Source organism: Saccharopolyspora sp. CA-218241 (genome assembly GCF_050954615.1).
GTDB classification, from domain to species: Bacteria; Actinomycetota; Actinomycetes; order Mycobacteriales; family Pseudonocardiaceae; genus Saccharopolyspora; species Saccharopolyspora cebuensis.
This window is the reverse complement of record NZ_CP191860.1, coordinates 1,808,717-1,827,295: the sequence shown is the minus strand read 5'-3', so window position 1 is coordinate 1,827,295 and position 18,579 is coordinate 1,808,717. Positions and strand designations below refer to the sequence as shown.

Sequence of the window (18,579 nt, the reverse complement as noted above, 5' to 3'; positions counted from 1 at the left end):
TGCCTCTTCTGCTCTGGTGCGCGGGGCCCGTGGCGGCGGGACCGCCGTCGTGCGCCCGGCACAGCTCGATCGTGCTGGTGGACCGGTCGGCGGACCGGTCCGGCCAAGGTAAGTCATGAGGTCGGTGGCGGCGGAAAACGTGACCATCTCGTCATGCTGGCTGAACGGTCCTTAAGGGACCGGAGCGTCGTCCGCCCCGATCGGATCGCGGACCAGGAAGGCGTAGCTGAGCGCGGCGAGGATCGCGATGGCACCGGCGCTCAGCAGCGCCAGCACGAACGACCCCGTGCGCTCCACGATGATCCCGGTGATCAGCGGGGCGAACGCGCCGCCGAAGTAACCGCCGAAGTTCTGCAGGCTGCCCAGCGACGCGGTGATCCGCTCGGTGCCCACCGTGCTGGCCAGCGACCAGGCGCCCGAGCTCGCGGAGTTGATGAAGAACTGGGCCAGCGAGAGGCACAGCAGCGCCAGCGCCGTGCTCGGGACCAGCGCGACCGGAACCGTGCACAGGCCGCCGACCAGCAGCCCGGTGCAGATCGGGATCTTGCGGGCCAGCATGGTCGGCACTCCCCGGCGCATCAGCAGATCGCCCACCCCGCCCCCGGCCAGCATCCCGAGGGTGCCCGCCAGGTACGGCACGATCAGCGCGACACCGGTCTGCGCCAGGCTGAGCCCGCGCTCACCCTCGAGGTAGGCGGGCAACCAGGTCAGGTAGAGGTAGACGGAGTAGATCACCCCGGAGAAGCCCAGGATCATGCCCCAGGTGGAGCGGTGCCGCAGCAGCCCGGCCCACTCCCGCAACGACACCGGCTCCGGGGCCGCTTCGACGCCCTCCTCGTCGGACCGGGGGCGATCGCGGTAGACGGCGAACCACACCAGCGCCAGCACGATGCCCGCCACCCCGGCGATGACGAACATGGCGCGCCAGCCGTAGCTCAGCATCAGCCAGGTCAGCAGCGGCGGCCCGATCGCCGGGGCCAGCGTGGAGGCGGTGTTGAAGATGCCGATCGGGGTGCCGCGCGATTCCTTCGGGTACCAGGTGGCGACGACCTTGGCACCGCCCGGGAACGCGGGCGCCTCGCCCAGGCCGAGGAACACCCGCGCCACCAGCATCTGCTTGACGTTGGCGGCCAGACCGGCCGCCGCCTGGGCGATCGACCACAGCAGCAGTCCCCCGCCGAGCACCCGGCGCGGGCCGAAGCGGTCCAGCAGCCCGCCCGCCGGGAGCTGGCCGAACGCGTAGGCCCAGGAGAACACCGAGAGCAGGAGCCCCATCTCGGCGGGCCCGATGCCGAACTCCTCCTGCACGCTGCTGTTGGCGATGGCCAGCGTGCTGCGGTCGATGTAGTTGACGATGCCGATGAGCACCAGCAGGACCAGCAGCGTGGTGCGCATCCGCCGGACACCGCGAGGCGGTCTGGTCATCTCGTCCTCCGCCCGGAGCGGTGGTCGCCGGATCCTCGCGGACGGGCGGTTCCGCCGCCCAGCGGCGGCCCCGCGCCCCCGTCGATCACGGGCGTCGACGATAGGCAGCGGGTTTCGCCCCGGTGAAGCCCCGGTTTCGCATGGCGGGCATCCGCCGCGCGGATCAACCCCGGTCGACGGCCCGCCGGGCACGATCCCGCAACCGCCCGGCCGCGGTGGCGTCCTCGTCGAGCTCCGCCAGCCGCTGCTCGACCTCGGCCAGCTCCGCCCGCAGCTCGTCGCGACGCCGCCGCGCCTGACCGCGCTCGTCGTCGATCCGCCGCACTTCCTGTTCGGCGGCCTCCAGCCGGTCGGCGGCCTCCCGGTCCCGGCGCCCCGCCGCCTCGTCCCGCCCGGTCGAGGACGGCGCGGGCGTCGATCGCCGGGGCGGTGAGGCGGTGGCCTCGGTGCCGCCGCGGGCCCGCCGCTTCCCGCGGCGCCGCACGGGGCGCTCGGAGCGCTCGGACTCGCCGCGCCGGATCGCTTCCGCGGCGAGCTCGTCGATCCCGAAACCGCTGTACTCCAGCGGCTTGTCGAGCGTGCCCGCCAGCACCGCGCGCGCCGAGTCGGGGTCCGACAGCGCCGCGGTGAAGGTGTTCTCGACCTGCTCCCGGGCGGCGTCGCCGAGCGGATGCCCCGCATCGGCCGCGCGGCGGGCCGCTGCCTCGGTGAGCTCGGCGAGCAGCCGGGAGCGCTCGTCGGTCAGGGCGCGCAGCCGCTCGGCGTCCAGCTCGCGCTGCGCGCCGCGCATCCGGTCGCCGAGCTCGGAGAGCCGCTCCAGCGGGGTGTCCCGGTCGGTGGCGAGCAGGTCGACCGCCCACGCCGCGGTGGTGGGCTTGCGCAGCTTGCGGATCGCCCGGGCCAACCGGTCCTCGCCGCGCTCCTTCGCCTCGGCGGCGCGGGCGTCCCGGCGCCGGACGAACTCGCCCGGGTCGGCGCGGTACAGGTCGCGCGCCACGTCCCCCAACTCCACCGCGCCACGGTGCCACGACCCGGGCACCCCCGCCCGGTCGTGCGGCCACCTGGAGCGTGCGTCGTACGGTCCGGGCACCCGGCACACCCCCACGTGCCGGTGCACCGAACCGGCGCCCGCCCCTCTTCGTGCCTCTCGGACGCGGTTCTCATCTAAACAGCCGGTGACCTGCACTGTCAACGGGCGATTACACGTGGTATCACTATGAGGCGGCATTCGTTGACAGCCGCGCGGGGGGCGGTAGAGGACATGGCGACCAACGGAACGTTCGCGGAACGGCTCAAACGGCTCATCGACTCGGTGCACCCGCCCGATCGCGGCCCCTACAGCTACCGCGAGATCGAGGCGGGCATCAAGGAGCACCCGGGCGCGATGACCGCCGCCCACGTCCAGCAGCTCGCCACCGGCAAGCAGCCCAACCCGCGCAAGCACAACATCGAGGCGCTCGCGGCGTTCTTCGGCGTGCCGGTCGGCTACTTCTTCGACGCCGGGATCGCCCGCGAGGTCGACGCCGAGATCAGCAGCATCATCGACTGGCGCAACACCGAGGAGGGCGCCTTGGCGCAGCGGCTCAACGCGCTGAGCCCGGCGCACCGCAACGCCGTCTCGGCGATGATCGACCACCTCGCCGATTACGAGGCGCAGCCCCGCGACCAGCGACGGCGGCGGAAGGCCGACGGAGCCGGGTGAGAGGATGGGGGCCGTGACCGCGCCGGCCCCGTGGTGCGTCCGGCTGGTCCCCGTTCCGGCCCGGCACCAGGAGGCGAGCGCACCGGTGGAGTGGAGCGAGCTGCGGGCCCGCTGCCGACCGCGGGTGGACGAGCTGCTGCGCACCGTCGGGCTGCCCGACCCGTGGGACGTCGACGCGTTCCTCGACCGGCTGGAACGGGCGCGCGGCAGGCAGATCGACCTGTGCGCGATGGCGTGGACCGTCGGCGAGAGCACCGGCGGGTGGCAGCGGCGCGCCGACCACGACATCATCGTCTACCCGGACAACACCACCTCGCTGCACCAGGACCACATCATCCTGCACGAGGTCGGGCACCTGGTCTCCCAGCACGCCGGGCGCTGCGTGCTCTCGCTGCGGGAGGCGCAGCGCCGGGCCCCGAGCCTGCGCCCGGCCGCGTTCGCGCACCTGCTGGACCGGCTCACGCTGGAAGCCGAGGAGCACGAGGCCGAGACGATCGCCACCATGCTGCTCGCCCGGATCGGCCGCCAGCTCCGGCGGGACCGCCGCCCGGCGCCGCCGGACGCGCCCACGGCGGCGGCGCTCGGCAGGTTGACGTCCACCTTCGACGAGCCCTGAGCGCCGGTCCCGGGGGCGCTGAGCGGACCCGGGCGCGAGCACCTCCGGGCCACCCGCGACAGTGGAGCCGACGATCGAGCTCTGCGAACTGGTGGACGAATGGCCAGCCTCTTCCTGCTGACCGCCGGGTTCCTCGCCGTCGTGCTCGCGGCGCTGCGGTGGTACCGCGCCCGCGCGCACCTGACGCCCGGCACCCGGTACCTGTGCGCCGCGGTGGCCTTCGTGGGCCTGTCCGCGGCCTTGGCGTCCCCGGCGGCGCTGGCCGTCACGATCCGCGTCGAGCCGTTCCCCGGTGCGGCCCGGTTGCTGGCCAACGCCCTGGCGATGGCCTCGGCGTGGTGCGTGCACGGCCTGCTGGTCAACCTGGTCGCCGAACCCGCGGCGGCACGGCGGGCGGTGCGCCGCCAGCTCCTGCTGCTGGTGGCGTGGCTGCTCGCGATGACCGCGCTGCTGGCCTCGGCGCCGATCGAGTCCGGCCCCGACTTCGTCGCGGAGTTCGCCGGTGAACCCCAGGTGGTCGGCTACGTGCTGCTGTTCAGCGGCTACATCGCCTGGAGCCTGGGGAACTTCCTCCGGCTCATCCAGCACTACCGCCGCTTCAGCGACCGGCCACGGCTGCGGTGGGGACTGGTGATCGCGCAGGTCGGCACGGGCGTCGGGGTGGCGTGGGCGGTGTGGAAGAGCTCCGCCGCCGTCGTGGTGTTCGCGACCGGGACGCGACTGGTGCTGGAAGGGCCGGTCTCGGCGGCGCTGTCGGCCGGGTGCGTGGCGCTGATCGCCGTCGGGGTGACCCTGCCGACCTGGCTGCCCCCGCTGACCGCACCGCTGCGCTGGGCGGGCCGCTACCGCGCCCACCGCGACCTGGCCCCGTTGTGGAGCGCGCTGCGCGCGGCGATGCCGCAGCTCGGTGGCGGCGACGAGGGCGGCCCGCTGGAGTGGCGCCTGACCCGGCGCCTGGTGGAGGTCCGGGACGGCCTGCTGCTGCTCGCGCCCTACCGCGCCGACCTCGACGCCGAGCTGCGGGACTGCCCCGACCCCGCGGTGCGCGAGGCCGCCCGGATCGCCGCCGCGCTGGCGGCGCTGACCGGCGGCGCCGCCCCGCGTCCCGACCCGCCGCTGCCGCCGACCGGGCAGGACGGCGGCGCGGCGGCCGAGATGGCGTGGCTGCGCCGGGTGTCCCGCGCCTATCGGACCTCACCGGTGGTGCGTCCCTACCGACCCGTGGAGGAGTCCCGATGAACCGCACCGCGCGGGTGCTCAGCGAGGTGCTGGCACCCTGGGTGATCGTGCTGCTGCTGCCCTCGGCGGTGGCCTGGCAGGCGACCCGCTCCGCGCCGCTCGCCCTCGGCTGGGGCCTGTGGGTGGCGCTGACCAGCAGCCTGCTGCCGATGGCGGTGATCGTCCGGGGCGCCCGGCGGGGCCGGTGGGACGGCCACCACGTGCGCAACCGGGAGGGCAGGCTGATCCCGTTCCTGGTGCTGCTGGTCTCCAGCGCCACCGGGTTGGCGGTGCTGGTGCTGGCGAGCGCGCCCGCCGCGCTGATCGCGCTGGACGTCGCGATGATCGCCTGCCTGGTGGTGACCGGTCTGATCACCACCCGCTGGAAGGTGTCGATGCACACCGCCGTCGCCGGCGGTGCGGTGGTGATCCTGGCGATCGCCGTCGGGCCGGTCCTGTGGTGGCTCGCCCCGCTGGTGGCGGCGATCGGCTGGTCCCGGGTCCGGCTCGGCGACCACACCCCGGCGCAGGTGGCGGTCGGGGCGCTGACCGGAGCGGCGGTCGGCGGCGGGGTCTTCGCCCTGTTCTGAACGCCGCGCGCGGAATCCCGCCCCGGGGGCCGGCGTTGCTCCCGGTATGACGATCCGGCTGTCGGTGCTCGACCGCTCGCACACCCGGCGCGGGGTACCGGCGCCGGAAGCGCTGCGGGAGACCGTGGAGTTCGCCCGCGAGGCCGAGGCGGCCGGTTACCACCGGTTCTGGGTGGCCGAGCACCACAGCGTCCCCGGCATCGCCGGGGCGGCCCCCGCCGTGCTGGCCACCGCGGTGGCGGGCGCGACCTCGCGGATCCGGGTGGGCACCGGCGGTGTGATGCTGCCCAACCACGCACCGCTGGTGGTGGCCGAGCAGTTCGGCGTGCTCGGCTCGCTGTTCCCGGGCCGGATCGACCTGGGCCTGGGCCGTTCGGTCGGCTTCACCAGCGGCATCCGCCGCGCGCTCGGCCGGGACACCGGCGCCGCCGAGGACTACCCGGCGCAGGTGGCCGAGCTGCTCGGCTACTTCACCGGTGCGCAGCGGGCGCACCCCGGGGTGCGCGCCGTCGCGGCGCAGGGGCAACGCCCGGAGCCGTTCCTGCTGGCCACCGGGTCGGGTGCGGACCATGCCGCCGACCTCGGCCTGCCGGTGGTGGTCGCCGCCGCCCACGGCGAGGAGCGCCTGCTGGAGACGATCCGCCGCTACCGCGCCCGGTTCCGCCCGTCGCCGTGGGCGGATGCCCCGCACGTGGTGCTGGCGCGCTCGGTCGCGGTGGCCGACACCGCCGAGCTCGCCGAGGACCTGCTGGTGCCCGAGGCCTGGGCCGGGGTGCACTCCCGCAGGCACGGGGAGTTCCCACCACTGGAGCCGCCGGAGGCGATCCGCGCTCGGTCGATGACCGACCGCGAACGGCACCAGTTCGAGCGGGCCCTGCGGGGCCACCTGTTCGGCACCGAACGCGCGGTCGCCCTCGGGCTGGAGGAGCTGGTGGAGCGCACCGGGGCCGACGAGGTGCTGGTCACCACCAGCGGGTACGACCAGCGGCAGCGCCGCGACTCCTACCGCAGGCTGGCGGCGCTGGTGGGGTGAGTCGCCGGAAAAACCCGTTGCGGCCGCCTGGCAGGATCAGCGCGTGGGGTTCCTCGAAGCATCAGCGCTGTCGTACCGGCTCGGCGACGGGCGGGAGTTGTTCCGCGACGTGTCGTTCCGCGTCGGCGCGGGGCACGTCGTGGCGCTGGTCGGCGACAACGGCGCGGGGAAGACGACCCTGCTGCGGATCGCCGCCGGTGAGCTGCGCCCGGAATCCGGCGCGGCCACCGGGCAGGGCGGGATCGCGGTGATGCCGCAGTTCATCGGCTCGGTGCGGGACGGCAGCACGGTGCGCGACCTGCTGTTGACCACCGCGTCCCCGGCGCTGCGCCGGACGGCCGCCGAGCTCGACGACGTCGAGCTGCGGTTGATGGACACCGACGACGAGGCCACCCAGCTCCGCTACGCGCAGGCGCTGGCGGACTGGGGCGAGCACGGCGGTTACGAGGCCGAGGTGCTGTGGGACGCGGTGACCACCGAAGCGCTCGGCGTGCCCTACGACCGGGCGAAGTTCCGCGACGTCACCACCCTGTCCGGGGGCGAGCAGAAGCGCCTGGTGCTCGAAGCGCTGTTCCGGGGCACCGCGGGCGTTCTGCTGCTCGACGAGCCGGACAACTACCTCGACGTGCCCGGCAAGCGGTGGCTGGAGGAGCGGCTCGCCGAGACCGGCAAGGCGGTGCTGCTGATCAGCCACGACCGCGAGCTGCTGGCCACCGCCGCGACGCACCTGGTGACGTTGGAGGGCGGCACCGCGTGGGTGCACGGCGGCGGGTTCGGCACCTGGCACGAGGCGCGGCGGGCCCGCCGGGAGCGGCTGGCCGAACTGCGGCGCCGCTGGGACGACAAGCACCAGCAGCTCAAGGAACTCGTCCGGTCCTTGCAGCGGGCCGCGACGATGAGCGACGAGATGGCCTCCCGGTACCGCGCGGCGCAGACCCGGCTGCGCAAGTTCGAGGAGGCCGGGGCTCCCCCGCCACCGCCCAAGGAGCAGCGGCTCTCCCCCCGGCTGCGCGGCGGCCGGACCGGGGTCCGCGCCATCACCTGCGAGAACCTCGAGCTCAGCGGCCTGATGCGCCCGTTCGACCTGGAGGTGTTCTTCGGCGACCGGGTCTGCGCGCTGGGCTCCAACGGATCCGGCAAGAGCCACTTCCTGCGGCTGCTCGACGACGCGGGCTCGGTGGCCCACACCGGTCGCTGCAAGCTCGGCGCCCGGATCGTGCCCGGCCTGTTCGCGCAGACCCACGACCACCCGGAGTTCGCCGGGCGCACCCTGCTCGACGTGCTGGGCCGCGGCTCGGGCACCCGCGAGGGGAAGGACCGCGGCGCGGCGACGAGCGCGCTGAGCCGCTACGGGCTGGCCGCCTCGGCCGAGCAGCGCTTCGACACCCTCTCCGGCGGTCAGCAGGCCAGGTTCCAGGTGCTGCTGCTGGAGCTCTCCGGCGCGACGCTGCTGCTGCTCGACGAGCCGACCGACAACCTCGACCTCGCCTCCGCCGAGGTGTTGCAGGAGGCGCTCGCCGAGTTCACCGGCACGGTCGTGGCCGTGACCCACGACCGCTGGTTCGCGCGGTCCTTCGACCGCTACCTCGTGTTCCGCTCGGACGGCTCGGTCGTCGAGGCCGACGAACCGGTCTGGGACGAGCGGCGGGTGCAGCGCGCCCGCTGACCACGGCCGCGGGCGGTTGCCGCGGTCCTCGCGAGCGTGATCTGGTGGCCGGGTCGGGGTCGAAGCGGGGATCGGGGTGGACGAGGTGCCGGAGGTGTCCGCCGCGGTGTTGCGCGGTCGGCTGCGCGAATGCGACCGGCTGCTCCCGCGACCGGGCTCGGTGCCGCCGGGCGACCGCCCCGTCGTGCCGTGGGCGGAGTTCTGCGACCCGGCGGGCCCGTGGTTGCGCGGCTGCGCCGAGGAGTGGCAGCGGCGCGGCGGCTTCCGGCACCACCGCGCCGGGTTGGTGCTCGTCGCGTTCCGGTTCGGCTGGCTGGCCTGCTGCGCCACGGTCCCGGAGTACCACCTGGGCGCGCCGGTGCCCGCGCTGAGCGAGCTGCGGGTCGTGGTCGGCCCCGACGGTCGGCTCTCGGCGCTGGTGCCCGGCGGCGAGCACGTCGCGGCACCGGAACCGGCGTCGTGGTGGCGGAGCGTCTCGGCGGCGTTCCGGCCGCTGGCCGGGGCGCTGCACGCCCTCGGCGGGCCGCGACCGGACAGCCACGAGTACTGGGGCAACCCGGTCGGCGGGCTGGGGACCGTGCTGTGGCGGTTGCAGCGGGCCGGGATGCCGGGCGATGCGCAGGCCACCGCCCGCGCGCTGCGCGCGGCGACCGGGCGGGCCGAGCTGCTCGACCTCGACGCGGACCGGGAGCCGTGGGTGCGCCGCCGGACCTGCTGCCAGTGGTGGCGGCGGGAAGGCGGCGGCTGGTGCGCGGAGTGCGTGCTGTGGGATTCGGCGGCCCGTCAGCGCTGAGCCAGCGCGGCCCGGGTCTGCCGGGCGATCTCCAGGTCCTCGCGGGCCCGCACCACGGCGACGCCGACCGCCGATCCCGCGCCGGTGAGGTCGGCGTCGCCGTCGGCGTCCTCGTTCGCGGTGCGGTCCACCCGCACGTCGAGGAACGCCAGGGCGTTGGCGACCGCCGCGCGGACCTGCGGGGTGTGCTCGCCGACGCCACCGGTGAACACCAGCACGTCCAGCCCGCCGAGCACCGCGACCATCGCCCCGGCGTGCCGGATCAGGGCGTGCAGGTAGACGCCGTAGGCCAGCGCGGCGTCGGCGTCCCCGGCGCCGCGGGCGGCGAGCACGTCGCGCAGGTCACCGGAGGTGCCGGAGAGCCCGGCCAGCCCGCCCCGGGTGGCCAGCGCCTCGAACACCTCGCCCGGGTTCTGGCCGCGCGAGGTGATCAGCCAGCCGAGCAGGCCCGGGTCGACGGAACCGCTGCGGCTGTTCATCACCAGGCCCTCCTCCGGTGTGAAGCCCATCGTGGTGTCCACGCACCCGCCCGCCCGCACCGCGGCCATCGACGCCCCGGCACCGAGGTGGCAGCTCAGCACCCGGGACTCCGCCGCGCGCCTGCCGGTGAGCTCGCAGCCGCGCGCCACCGCGTGCCCGTGCGACAAGCCGTGGAATCCGTAGCGGCGCAGCGACCACCGCTCGTTCCACTCCCGCGGGACCGCGTAGGTCGCGGCGGCCGGCGGGAGCCCGCTGTGGAACGCGGTGTCCACGCACACCACCGAGGGCAGCTCCGGCACCGCCTCCCGCACCGCGCGCAGCCCGGCCAGGGCGCGCGGCTGGTGCAGCGGGGCGAGGTCGGTCAGCGAGCCGAGGTAGTCCACCAGGTCGTCGTCGACGACGGTCGCCCGGGTGATCCGGCCGCCGTGCACGACGCGGTGGCCCACCGCGTCGGCGCCGTGCTCGTCGAGGAACCGGCCGATCGGCGCCGCGCTGCCGTCCCACCGCTGCTCGGTCCGCTCCGCGACCAGGTCGTCGCCGTCGAGCAGGGCGAGCTTGAGGCTGCTCGACCCGGCGTTGACCGCGAGCACCCGCATCAGGACCGCCACACCCAGTCGCGCACCTCGGGCAGGTCCTCGCCGTGCGTGGTGACGTAGTGCCGGTGCTCGATCAGCCGCGACTTCAGCGCCTCCCGGGCGTAGGCGGCGCGCGAACCCAGCCGGGGCACCCGGTCGATCACGTCGATGGCCAGGTGGAAGCGGTCGAGCTGGTTGAGCACGCACATGTCGAACGGCGTCGTGGTGGTGCCCTCCTCCTTGTAGCCGCGCACGTGGATGTTGCCGTGGTTGCGCCGCCGGTAGGTCAACCGGTGGATCAGCCACGGATACCCGTGGTAGGCGAAGATCACCGGCCGGTCGAGGGTGAACAGGCTGTCGAACTCCGCGTCGGAGAGCCCGTGCGGGTGCTCCCGCTCGTCCTGCAACCGCATCAGGTCGACCACGTTGACGACCCTGATCCGCAGGTCCGGGAACTCCGCGCGCAACCGCTGCACCGCCGCCAGCGTCTCCATCGTTGGCACGTCGCCCGCGCAGGCCATCACCACGTCCGGCTCGCCGTCCTGGTCGTTGCTGGCCCAGTCCCAGATCCCGATCCCCTTGGTGCAGTGCACGACGGCGGCGTCCACGTCGAGGTACTGCGGCGCGAGGTTCTTGCCCGCCACCACGACGTTGACGTACTGGCGGCTGCGCAGGCAGTGGTCGGTCACCGCGAGCAGCGTGTTGGTGTCCGGCGGCAGGTAGACGCGCACCATCTCGGCCTTCTTGTTCACCACGTGGTCGATGAAACCCGGGTCCTGGTGCGAGAAGCCGTTGTGGTCCTGGCGCCACACGTGCGAGGTCAGCAGGTAGTTCAGCGACGCGATGGGCGGGCGCCAGTCCAGCCGGTTGGTCACCTTCAGCCACTTGACGTGCTGGTTGACCATCGAGTCCACCAGGTGCGCGAACGCCTCGTAGCTGGAGAAGAAGCCGTGCCTGCCGGTGAGCAGGTAGCCCTCCAGCCAGCCCTGGCAGGTGTGCTCGGACAGGATCTCCATCACCCGCCCGTCGGGTGCCAGCGCCGCGTCGTCGCCCTCGGCGGTCTCGGCGACCCAGGTGCGCCCGGTGGCCTCCAGGATCGCGCCGAGCCGATTGGAGTTGTTCTCGTCCGGCGCGAACACCCGGAAGTTGCGCTCCTCGGCGCTGCGCCGCATCACGTCGCGGAGGTAGCCGCCGAGCACCTTGGTCGCCTCGCCCTGGGGAGTGGCCGGCTGCGGCACCGGCACCGCGTAATCCCGGAAGTCCGGCAGCCGCAGGCCGCGCAGCAGCGTCCCGCCGTTGGAGTGCGGGTTGGCGCCCATCCGCCGCTGCCCCACCGGGTTCTGCTCCCGGATCCGCTGCGCCGGTGCACCACCGGACTCGAACAGCGCCTCCGGCCCGTAGCCGCGCAGCCACTCCTCCAGCTCTGCGAGGTGCCCGGGATCCCCGCGCGGATCGGTGATCGGCACCTGGTGCGAACGCCAGGAACCGGCCACCCGCTTGCCGTCCACGGTGTCCGGTCCGGTCCAGCCCTTCGGGGTCCGCAGCACGATCATCGGCCAGCGCGGCCGATCGGTGCGGCCGTCCCGGCGGGCGCGGCGCTGGATCGAGGCGATCTCGTCCAGGCAGCGGTCCAGGGTCGCGGCGAACAGGTGGTGCATCGGCACCGGCGCCGAACCGGCGACCACGTGCGGCTCGTAGCCGAAACCGCGCAGCATCGACAGCAGCTCGTCCTCCGGGATCCGGTCGAAGACCGTGGGACTGGCGATCTTGAAGCCGTTGAGGTGCAGGATCGGCAGCACCGCGCCGTCGGTGACCGGGTCGAGGAACTTGGTGGAGTGCCAGCTCGCCGCCAGCGGGCCCGTCTCGGCCTCCCCGTCGCCGACCACGCACGGCACGACCAGGTCCGGGTTGTCGAAGACCGCGCCGAAGGCGTGCGACAGGGAGTAGCCGAGCTCGCCGCCCTCGTGGATCGAGCCGGGCGTCTCGGGGGCGACGTGGCTGGGGATCCCGCCGGGGAAGGAGAACTGGGTGAACAGCCTGCGCAGCCCCTCCTCGTCCTGGGCCACGTCCGGGTAGATCTCGCTGTAGGTGCCTTCCAGCCAGGTCGCGGCGACCACGCCCGGGCCGCCGTGCCCCGGCCCGATCAGGTACATCATGTCCAGGTCGCGGGTCCGGATCGCCCGGTTGAGGTGGGCGTAGACGAAGTTGATCCCCGGTGTGGTGCCCCAGTGCCCGAGCAGCCTCGGCTTGACGTGCTCGGCCCGGAGCGGTTCGCGCAGCAGCGGGTTGTCCATCAGGTAGATCTGGCCGACCGACAGGTAGTTGGCGGCCCGCCACCAGAGGTCGAGCCCGTCGGCCTCCTGCGCGTCCAGGTACTCGGTCGTCTCGGCCATCCGGCTGGCTCCTCAGCTCGACGTCACCCGTTCCAGCGTGGTGGGTGACCGCCGGATCGCAACTCGGCAGCCGCCGGGCTCCGCTTCACCCGACCGGTATCACTCGATCAGTCGAGTCGTTCGACGGTGCTCCCGGCGGCCGAACGGCGGGCGGCCTCGATCACGCCCAGCCCGGCGACGGCGTCGGCCGGATCGACCGGCGGTGCGGCCCCGTCGCGCAGCGCGGCGACCACACCGCGGTAGAAGGCCGGGTAGTCGCCCGGCAGGCCCGGCACCGGGCGGCTGTCGTCCGGGGTGCCGAGCAGGCCCCGGCGTTCCTCCGGTTCCGCGCCCCACTCCGGGCCACCCGGCACGTCACCGGCGCGCAGCGCGGCCTCCTGCGGGTCGAACCCGTGCTTGGTGAAACCCGCGCGGTCGCCCAGCACCCGCAGCCGGGGTCCGTGCTGGGCGGCGAACTTGCCCATCCACAGGTGCGAGCGCACCCCGCTGCGGTGCGACAGGGCCAGGAACGCGTCGTCGTCCACCTCGGCTCCCGGCCGCAGGCAGTCGATCTCGGCGTAGACGGCGGCGACCGGGCCGAACAGGTGCAGCGCCTGGTCGACCAGGTGGCTGCCGAGGTCGTAGAGGACGCCACCGGCCTCCTCCGGACCGCCGGATTCCCGCCAGCCCGGCTTCGGGCTCGGCACCCACCGCTCGAAGCGGGACTCGAAGCGGTGCACCCGGCCCAGCGCGCCGTCGCGCAGCAGCGCTTCGAGGGTGCGCAGATCGCTGTCCCAGCGGCGGTTCTGGTAGACGGTGAGCATCAGCCCGGCCGCCGCCGCCCGCTCGATCAGCGCCCGACCCGCCGCGGCGGTGGGCGTGAACGGCTTGTCGACCACGACCGGCAGCCCGGCGTCGAGCAGCGCCGCGGTGTGCTCGTGGTGCATCCGGTTGGGGCTGGCGACCACCGCGAGGTCCAGGTCCCCGGCCCGCTCCAGCAGTCCGCCCAGGTCGTCGACGACGGTGGCGTCCGGGTGCGCGGCCCGGGCCTGCTCGCGGCGACCGCGCGTCACCACGACGTCCAGCCGCAGGTCGGGGTCCGCCGCGATCAGCGGCGCGTGGAAGTGGGCACCGGCCACGCCGTAGCCGATGAGTCCGACGCGAAGCTCCATCGGTCCATTACAGCAGCCGGCTACGCCGACGCGCGGGGCCGCCGGTCGACCTGCCCCGGGCACACCAGGCCGGTCTCGTAGGCCAGCACGACCAACTGGGTCCGAGAGTTCAGGTGCAGCTTCTGCATCACGTGGTAGAGGTGCGATTTCACGGTCAGCTCGGCCAGCCCCAGGTTGCGGGCGATCTCGGCGTTCGAGCCGCCGCGGGCCACCTCCAGCAGCACGTCGAGCTCGCGGTCGGTCAGCGCCGCGAGTTCGCTGCGGGCGTCGCGCACCCCGAGCGAGGCGAAGCGCCGAAGCAACCGCTTGGTGATGCGGGGCGCCAGCAGCGCGTCCCCGGCGGCGACCGTGCGCACCGCCTTGAGCAACTCCTCCGGGGCGGCGTCCTTGAGCAGGAAGCCGCTGGCCCCGGCGCGCAGCCCGGCGTAGACGTACTCGTCGAGGTCGTGCACGGTCAGCATGACGACGGCGGTGGCGCCGTCGGTGTCGGCGACGATCTCGCGGGCGGCGGCGATGCCGTCCTTGCGCGGCATCCGCACGTCCATCAGCACGACGTCCGGCGGGCGGCGGCGCACCGCGGCCACGGCGGCATCGCCGTCGTCGGCTTCGGCGAGCACGCGCAGATCGGGTTCGGCGGACAGCAGCGCCACCAGTCCGGCGCGGATCGTCGCCTGGTCATCGGCGACGACGACGGTGGTCTCCGCGGACTGCAACACCGGCCTCCTCATGTCCGTGCGGGCGTCCGCACCCGACCGACGCGCGGCGGCGCCGTCCCGGGGCCCGAACCGAGGGAGTGTGCGGATCAGGCCAGGTCTGGGTTTTCCGCGCACGGTAGCACGGCTTCCAAGCGGAATCCGCCCTCCACCGGATGCGCCGTGAAGCTACCGCCGAGCAGCGCGACCCGTTCCCGCAGGCCGATGAGGCCGTGCCCGGAGCGCGGGGCGTCGGCGGGGGTCTCCGGACGGCGGGACGGGTCGACCTCGTCGCTGACCTCGATCCGCAGCGCGGTGCCGCCGTACTCGACCAGCACCCGGGCCCGCCCGGCGCGGGCGTGCTTGAGCACGTTGGTGATCGCCTCCTGCACCACGCGGTAGGCGGTCAGCTCCACGCCCGTGCCGAACTCCCGCGGCGTGCCGCGCCGTTCCAGCCGCCAGCTCACCGCGCCGCCGCGCACCGAGTCGACCAGCTCGTCGAGCTCGGCCAAGCCGGGCGCGGGGTGCAGCTCCGCCCCCTCCGCACCGGTGTTCTCGTCGCCGCGCAGCACGGTGAGCAGGGTGCGCATCTCGGTCAGCGCCGCTCGCGAGGTGCGTTCCAGCTCGGCCATCGTCTCCCGCGCGTGCTCGGGATCGCGGTCCAGCAGCGCCCGGGCGACCCCGGCGCGCAGCGCCACCACCGACAGGTTGTGCGAGACGATGTCGTGGAACTCGCGCGCGATCCGGGCGCGTTCGACCACCGCCGCGTCCGCGGCGAGCCGGTCCCGCGCGGCGTCGAGCAGCGCCATCGTGCGTTCGAGCTGGGCGGTGCGCTTGCGCCCCAGCCGCATCGCGCGGCCCCACCCGGCGACCATCACCAGGTTGACCACCGCGCCGACGATCCGCAGCGCCCCGATCGCGGGGGATTCGGCGTAGACCGGCACCTCGGCCACCGGGTACACCATCGCCACGACCGAGGCCGCGACCGCCTGCCGCAGCGAACCGCGCACCGCGACCGAGTAGACGGCGACCAGGATCGCCAGGTTCAGCGCGCCGATCGGCAGCCGCAGCAGGGTCAGCGCGGTGGCCACGGCGAGCAGCCCGAACAGCGGGACCCACGGCGCCCGCCTGCGCACCAGGAGCAGCCCGGTGGCGGGCACGCTGACCAGCAGCGGCCACCACTTGCTCGGCCCGGGCGGGGCGAGCAGCGCCAGATCGACCACGTGCAACGCCGAGAACGCCAGCACGAACCCCGCGTCGCCGAGCACGGCGCGGCGCGCCAGCAACCACCGCAACGGCGTCGCGCGATCGACCATCGACCCTTCCCGTGCCGGGTGCTGCGGGGCCCGGTGGACTGACTTCGGGGGGATCACCGTTCCCCGCAGCACTCGAACCTCCGCCGCCGTCGGCGCGGACGACCGGAGGCGGCACGATCCTGGACCCGCGCGGCCGCCGGTGCATCAGTCGAAAGTGGGACGTACCCGAGCGGTTCAGTAGCCGCGGGCCACCCACTCGTCGAACTGCGGGCGCACCGCGCCGATCGTGGTGCTCTCCCCGTGTCCGGTGTGGACGGTGGTCGAGTCGGGCAGCGGCAGCAGGCGGTCCCGGATGGACGCCACCAGCACGGAGAAGTCCGAATAGGACCGACCGGTGGCCCCGGGCCCGCCCGCGAACAGGGTGTCGCCGGTGAACACCACGCCGCGCTGCGGCGAGTAGAAGCACACCGCGCCCGGCGCGTGGCCCGGGGTGTGCAGGATCTCCAGCTCGGCGTCGCCGACCACCACGAGCTGACCGTCGGCGAGCTCGCCGTCCGGCGCGCGGTCCGGGTGCACCAGGTCCCACAGCACCCGGTCGTCGGGGTGCAGCAGCAGCGGGGCGTGGACCGCGTCGGCCAGCGCGACCGCCGCCCGGACGTGGTCGTCGTGGGCGTGGGTGGCCAGCACCGCCTTGACCGCGCGGTTGCCGACCAGCGCGCGGATGGCCTCGGCGTCGTGCGGCACGTCGATCACGACGCACTCCTGGTCGTCGCCGAAGACCCAGGCGTTGTTGTCGACCTCGAAGGTCTGGCCGTCGAGCGAGAAGGTCCCGGACGTCGTGGTGTGATCGATGCGCGCGGTCATCAGAACACCACCACCGAACGCAGCACCTCGCCGCGGTGCATCTTCGCGAACGCCTCCTCGACCTGGTCCAGCGCGATCTCCTCGGTGACGAACTCCTCCAGCGGCAACCGGCCCTGCTGGTACAGCTCGACCAGCATCGGGAAGTCCCGCTCGGGCAGGCAGTCGCCGTACCAGCTCGACTTGATCGCCCCGCCCCGGCTGAAGACGTCGAGCAGCGGCAGCTCCAGCTCCATCTCCGGCGTCGGTACCCCGACCAGCACCACGGTGCCCGCCAGGTCCCGGGCGTAGAAGGCCTGGGTGAAGGTCTCCGGTCGGCCGACCGCCTCGACCACCAGGTCGGCGCCGACACCGCCGGTGAGCTCCCGGATGCCCTCCACCGTGTCGGACTCCGCGGCGTTGAGGGTGTGGGTGGCGCCGAACCGGCGCGCCCAGTCCAGCTTCACCGGGTCGGTGTCCACCGCGATGATCCGGCGCGCCCCGGCCATGGCCGCCCCGGCGATCGCACCGTCGCCGACCCCGCCGCAGCCGATCACCGCCACGGTGTCGCCCGGGCCGGCACCACCGGTGTTCACCGCGGCGCCGATACCGGCCATCACCCCGCAGCCGAGCAGACCGGCCACCGCGGGGCGCGCGGCCGGGTCGACCTTGGTGCACTGCCCGGCGTGCACCAGGGTCTTCTCCGCGAAGGCGCCGATGCCCAGCGCCGGCGACAGCGGCGTGCCGTCGGTGAGCGTCATCGGCTGCGCCGCGTTGTGGGTGTCGAAGCAGTACTGCGGCCGACCGCGCTTGCAGGCCCGGCAGACCCCGCACACCGCGCGCCAGTTGAGGACCACGAAATCGCCGGGCGCGACGTCGACGACCCCGTCGCCGACCTGCTCCACCACGCCCGCCGCCTCGTGCCCGAGCAGGAACGGGTAGTCGTCGCTGATCCCGCCCTCCCGGTAGTGCAGGTCGGTGTGGCAGACACCGCACGCCTGCACGCGGACGACGGCCTCACCGGGACCGGGATCCGGAACCCGGATCGTGACCACCTTGACCGGTTCACCACGACCGGTCGCGACCACCGCGCGAACGTCGGACACGAGCACCTCCTAGGCCTTCCGGGGGATCAGCCTCCCCCATCGTCGTATGCGCGGCACCGCATCAGCAAGGGGCGGCCCGATCGGGCGGATCGGACACGAAGAGTCATAAGACGACTACTGTACGATTTCCGCAGGACGAGGAGGGGCCATGGTCAAAGCGCAGGACCCGACCACCAGCCCGTGGTGCGCCGAGCGCGCACCCGCGACGGCCCCCGCCGACGGCCCGCCGCCCCGGCCGATGGACATCGAGCGGCCTGCCGCGGCCCGGCTCCACGACGCCTTCCTCGGCGGCAGCCACAACCTCGGCGTCGACCGGGAGTTCGCCGAGCGGCTGGCGGGCGACCTGCCCGGGATCGGCGAGCTGTTCCAGGTCGACCGCGGTTTCCTGCGCCGCGCCGTGGAGCACCTGCTGGCCCTGGGCATCCGCCAGTTCCTCGACCTGGGCTCGGGCATCCCGACCATCGGCCACGTGCACGAAGTCGCCCGGCGGCGGACCGCCGACCTCCGGGTGCTCTACGTCGACAACGAGCCGCTGACCGTCGCGCACAGCAGCGCGCTGCTGGCCGACGAGCCGCACGCGGCGATCATCGAAGCGGACTGCCGCGCCCCCAAGTCCGTCCTGTGCTCCCCCGCGGCGGAGGAGCTGCTGGACCTGGACCGACCGCTGGGCCTGCTGATGACCTCGGTGCTGCACTTCGTGCCCGACGCCGACGATCCGCGCGGGCTGACCGCCGAATATCGGGACGCCCTCGCCCCCGGCAGCCACCTGGTGCTCGCCCACCTGGCCGACGACGTGCAGCCCGAGGTCGCGGCGGTGCTGCGGCGCGAGTACGCCGGGACCGCGGACCCGCTGCACCCGCGCGGCACCGGTTGGATCGAGGAGCTGTTCGGCGACTTCGAGGTGCTGGCGCCGGGGGCGGTGCCGCTGGCCGACTGGCGACCGGACCCGGAGCAGGTCGGCCTGGCCCGGCGCTACCGCCTGATGCACGGCGGGGTGGCCCGCAAGCCCTGAGCTCGGGCTCGCCCGCGCGGGGCGGGATCCG

17 protein-coding genes are annotated in these 18,579 nt (G+C 74.2%); 8 read left to right on the top strand and 9 right to left on the bottom strand.

Translation table 11 applies throughout. The features are described from left to right. Nucleotides 1–171: 171 nt before the first annotated feature. Complete coding sequence (locus ACQP0T_RS08920; protein WP_433872154.1) at nucleotides 172–1,425, bottom strand: MFS transporter; 1,254 nt, start codon at nucleotides 1,423–1,425, stop codon at nucleotides 172–174. 163 nt (nucleotides 1,426–1,588) lie between these two features. Then, on the bottom strand, nucleotides 1,589–2,437 hold the full coding sequence (locus tag ACQP0T_RS08915; protein ID WP_433872153.1) for a hypothetical protein: 849 nt from the start codon (nucleotides 2,435–2,437) through the stop codon (nucleotides 1,589–1,591). 249 nt (nucleotides 2,438–2,686) lie between these two features. On the opposite strand from ACQP0T_RS08915, the gene ACQP0T_RS08910 reads away from it, so the two are divergent. The 7 genes from ACQP0T_RS08910 (at nucleotide 2,687) to ACQP0T_RS08880 (ending at nucleotide 9,043) form a co-directional block, all read left to right on the top strand. Further along, nucleotides 2,687–3,127 (top strand): XRE family transcriptional regulator, encoded by a 441-nt coding sequence (locus ACQP0T_RS08910; protein WP_433872151.1) that lies wholly within the window; start codon nucleotides 2,687–2,689, stop codon nucleotides 3,125–3,127. 13 nt (nucleotides 3,128–3,140) lie between these two features. Next, nucleotides 3,141–3,743, top strand: coding sequence for a hypothetical protein (locus ACQP0T_RS08905; RefSeq protein ID WP_433872150.1), 603 nt, complete (start codon nucleotides 3,141–3,143; stop codon nucleotides 3,741–3,743). Between the two features lie 99 nt (nucleotides 3,744–3,842). Then, nucleotides 3,843–4,982 carry an MAB_1171c family putative transporter gene (locus ACQP0T_RS08900; protein ID WP_433872149.1) on the top strand — a complete coding sequence of 380 codons (1,140 nt, stop codon included), beginning with the start codon at nucleotides 3,843–3,845 and terminating at the stop codon, nucleotides 4,980–4,982. Further along, entirely contained in the window at nucleotides 4,979–5,551 is a 573-nt protein-coding gene (locus ACQP0T_RS08895) for a hypothetical protein (protein ID WP_433872147.1), read from the top strand. The genes ACQP0T_RS08900 and ACQP0T_RS08895 overlap by 4 nt, the downstream gene beginning before the upstream one ends. A 46-nt stretch (nucleotides 5,552–5,597) precedes the next feature. Next, on the top strand, nucleotides 5,598–6,584 hold the full coding sequence (locus ACQP0T_RS08890; protein ID WP_433872145.1) for an LLM class flavin-dependent oxidoreductase: 987 nt from the start codon (nucleotides 5,598–5,600) through the stop codon (nucleotides 6,582–6,584). A 43-nt stretch (nucleotides 6,585–6,627) separates the two neighbouring features. Beyond that, nucleotides 6,628–8,250 carry an ATP-binding cassette domain-containing protein gene (locus ACQP0T_RS08885; RefSeq protein ID WP_433872143.1) on the top strand — a complete coding sequence of 541 codons (1,623 nt, stop codon included), beginning with the start codon at nucleotides 6,628–6,630 and terminating at the stop codon, nucleotides 8,248–8,250. 76 nt (nucleotides 8,251–8,326) lie between these two features. Further along, nucleotides 8,327–9,043, top strand: a complete 717-nt coding sequence (locus tag ACQP0T_RS08880; protein WP_433872141.1) for a hypothetical protein — start codon at nucleotides 8,327–8,329, stop codon at nucleotides 9,041–9,043. Here the strand turns inward: ACQP0T_RS08880 and ACQP0T_RS08875 are convergent. The 7 genes from ACQP0T_RS08875 to ACQP0T_RS08845 all read right to left on the bottom strand — a co-directional run bounded on the left by ACQP0T_RS08875 (nucleotide 9,034) and on the right by ACQP0T_RS08845 (nucleotide 17,536). Continuing rightward, nucleotides 9,034–10,131 (bottom strand): acetate/propionate family kinase, encoded by a 1,098-nt coding sequence (locus ACQP0T_RS08875; protein WP_433872140.1) that lies wholly within the window; start codon nucleotides 10,129–10,131, stop codon nucleotides 9,034–9,036. The two genes, ACQP0T_RS08880 and ACQP0T_RS08875, sit on opposite strands and share 10 nt — an antisense overlap. Beyond that, nucleotides 10,119–12,491, bottom strand: a complete 2,373-nt coding sequence (locus tag ACQP0T_RS08870; protein WP_433872138.1) for a phosphoketolase family protein — start codon at nucleotides 12,489–12,491, stop codon at nucleotides 10,119–10,121. The genes ACQP0T_RS08875 and ACQP0T_RS08870 overlap by 13 nt, the downstream gene beginning before the upstream one ends. A 107-nt stretch (nucleotides 12,492–12,598) precedes the next feature. Next, a complete protein-coding gene (locus ACQP0T_RS08865) occupies nucleotides 12,599–13,642 on the bottom strand; it encodes a Gfo/Idh/MocA family oxidoreductase (RefSeq protein WP_433872136.1) in 1,044 nt (347 codons plus the stop codon). A gap of 20 nt (nucleotides 13,643–13,662) precedes the next feature. Beyond that, nucleotides 13,663–14,355, bottom strand: a complete 693-nt coding sequence (locus ACQP0T_RS08860; RefSeq protein WP_433873641.1) for a response regulator — start codon at nucleotides 14,353–14,355, stop codon at nucleotides 13,663–13,665. Nucleotides 14,356–14,444: 89 nt separating this feature from the next. Then, on the bottom strand, nucleotides 14,445–15,650 hold the full coding sequence (locus ACQP0T_RS08855; protein WP_433872134.1) for a sensor histidine kinase: 1,206 nt from the start codon (nucleotides 15,648–15,650) through the stop codon (nucleotides 14,445–14,447). Nucleotides 15,651–15,824: 174 nt separating this feature from the next. Further along, nucleotides 15,825–16,454, bottom strand: coding sequence for an MBL fold metallo-hydrolase (locus ACQP0T_RS08850; RefSeq protein WP_433872132.1), 630 nt, complete (start codon nucleotides 16,452–16,454; stop codon nucleotides 15,825–15,827). Beyond that, nucleotides 16,454–17,536 carry an S-(hydroxymethyl)mycothiol dehydrogenase gene (locus ACQP0T_RS08845; RefSeq protein ID WP_345367884.1) on the bottom strand — a complete coding sequence of 361 codons (1,083 nt, stop codon included), beginning with the start codon at nucleotides 17,534–17,536 and terminating at the stop codon, nucleotides 16,454–16,456. The genes ACQP0T_RS08850 and ACQP0T_RS08845 overlap by 1 nt, the downstream gene beginning before the upstream one ends. 148 nt (nucleotides 17,537–17,684) lie before the next feature. On the opposite strand from ACQP0T_RS08845, the gene ACQP0T_RS08840 reads away from it, so the two are divergent. Continuing rightward, nucleotides 17,685–18,548: an SAM-dependent methyltransferase gene (locus ACQP0T_RS08840; protein ID WP_433872130.1), complete on the top strand. Its 864-nt coding sequence runs from the start codon at nucleotides 17,685–17,687 to the stop codon at nucleotides 18,546–18,548. The last annotated feature ends 31 nt before the right edge of the window (nucleotides 18,549–18,579 follow it).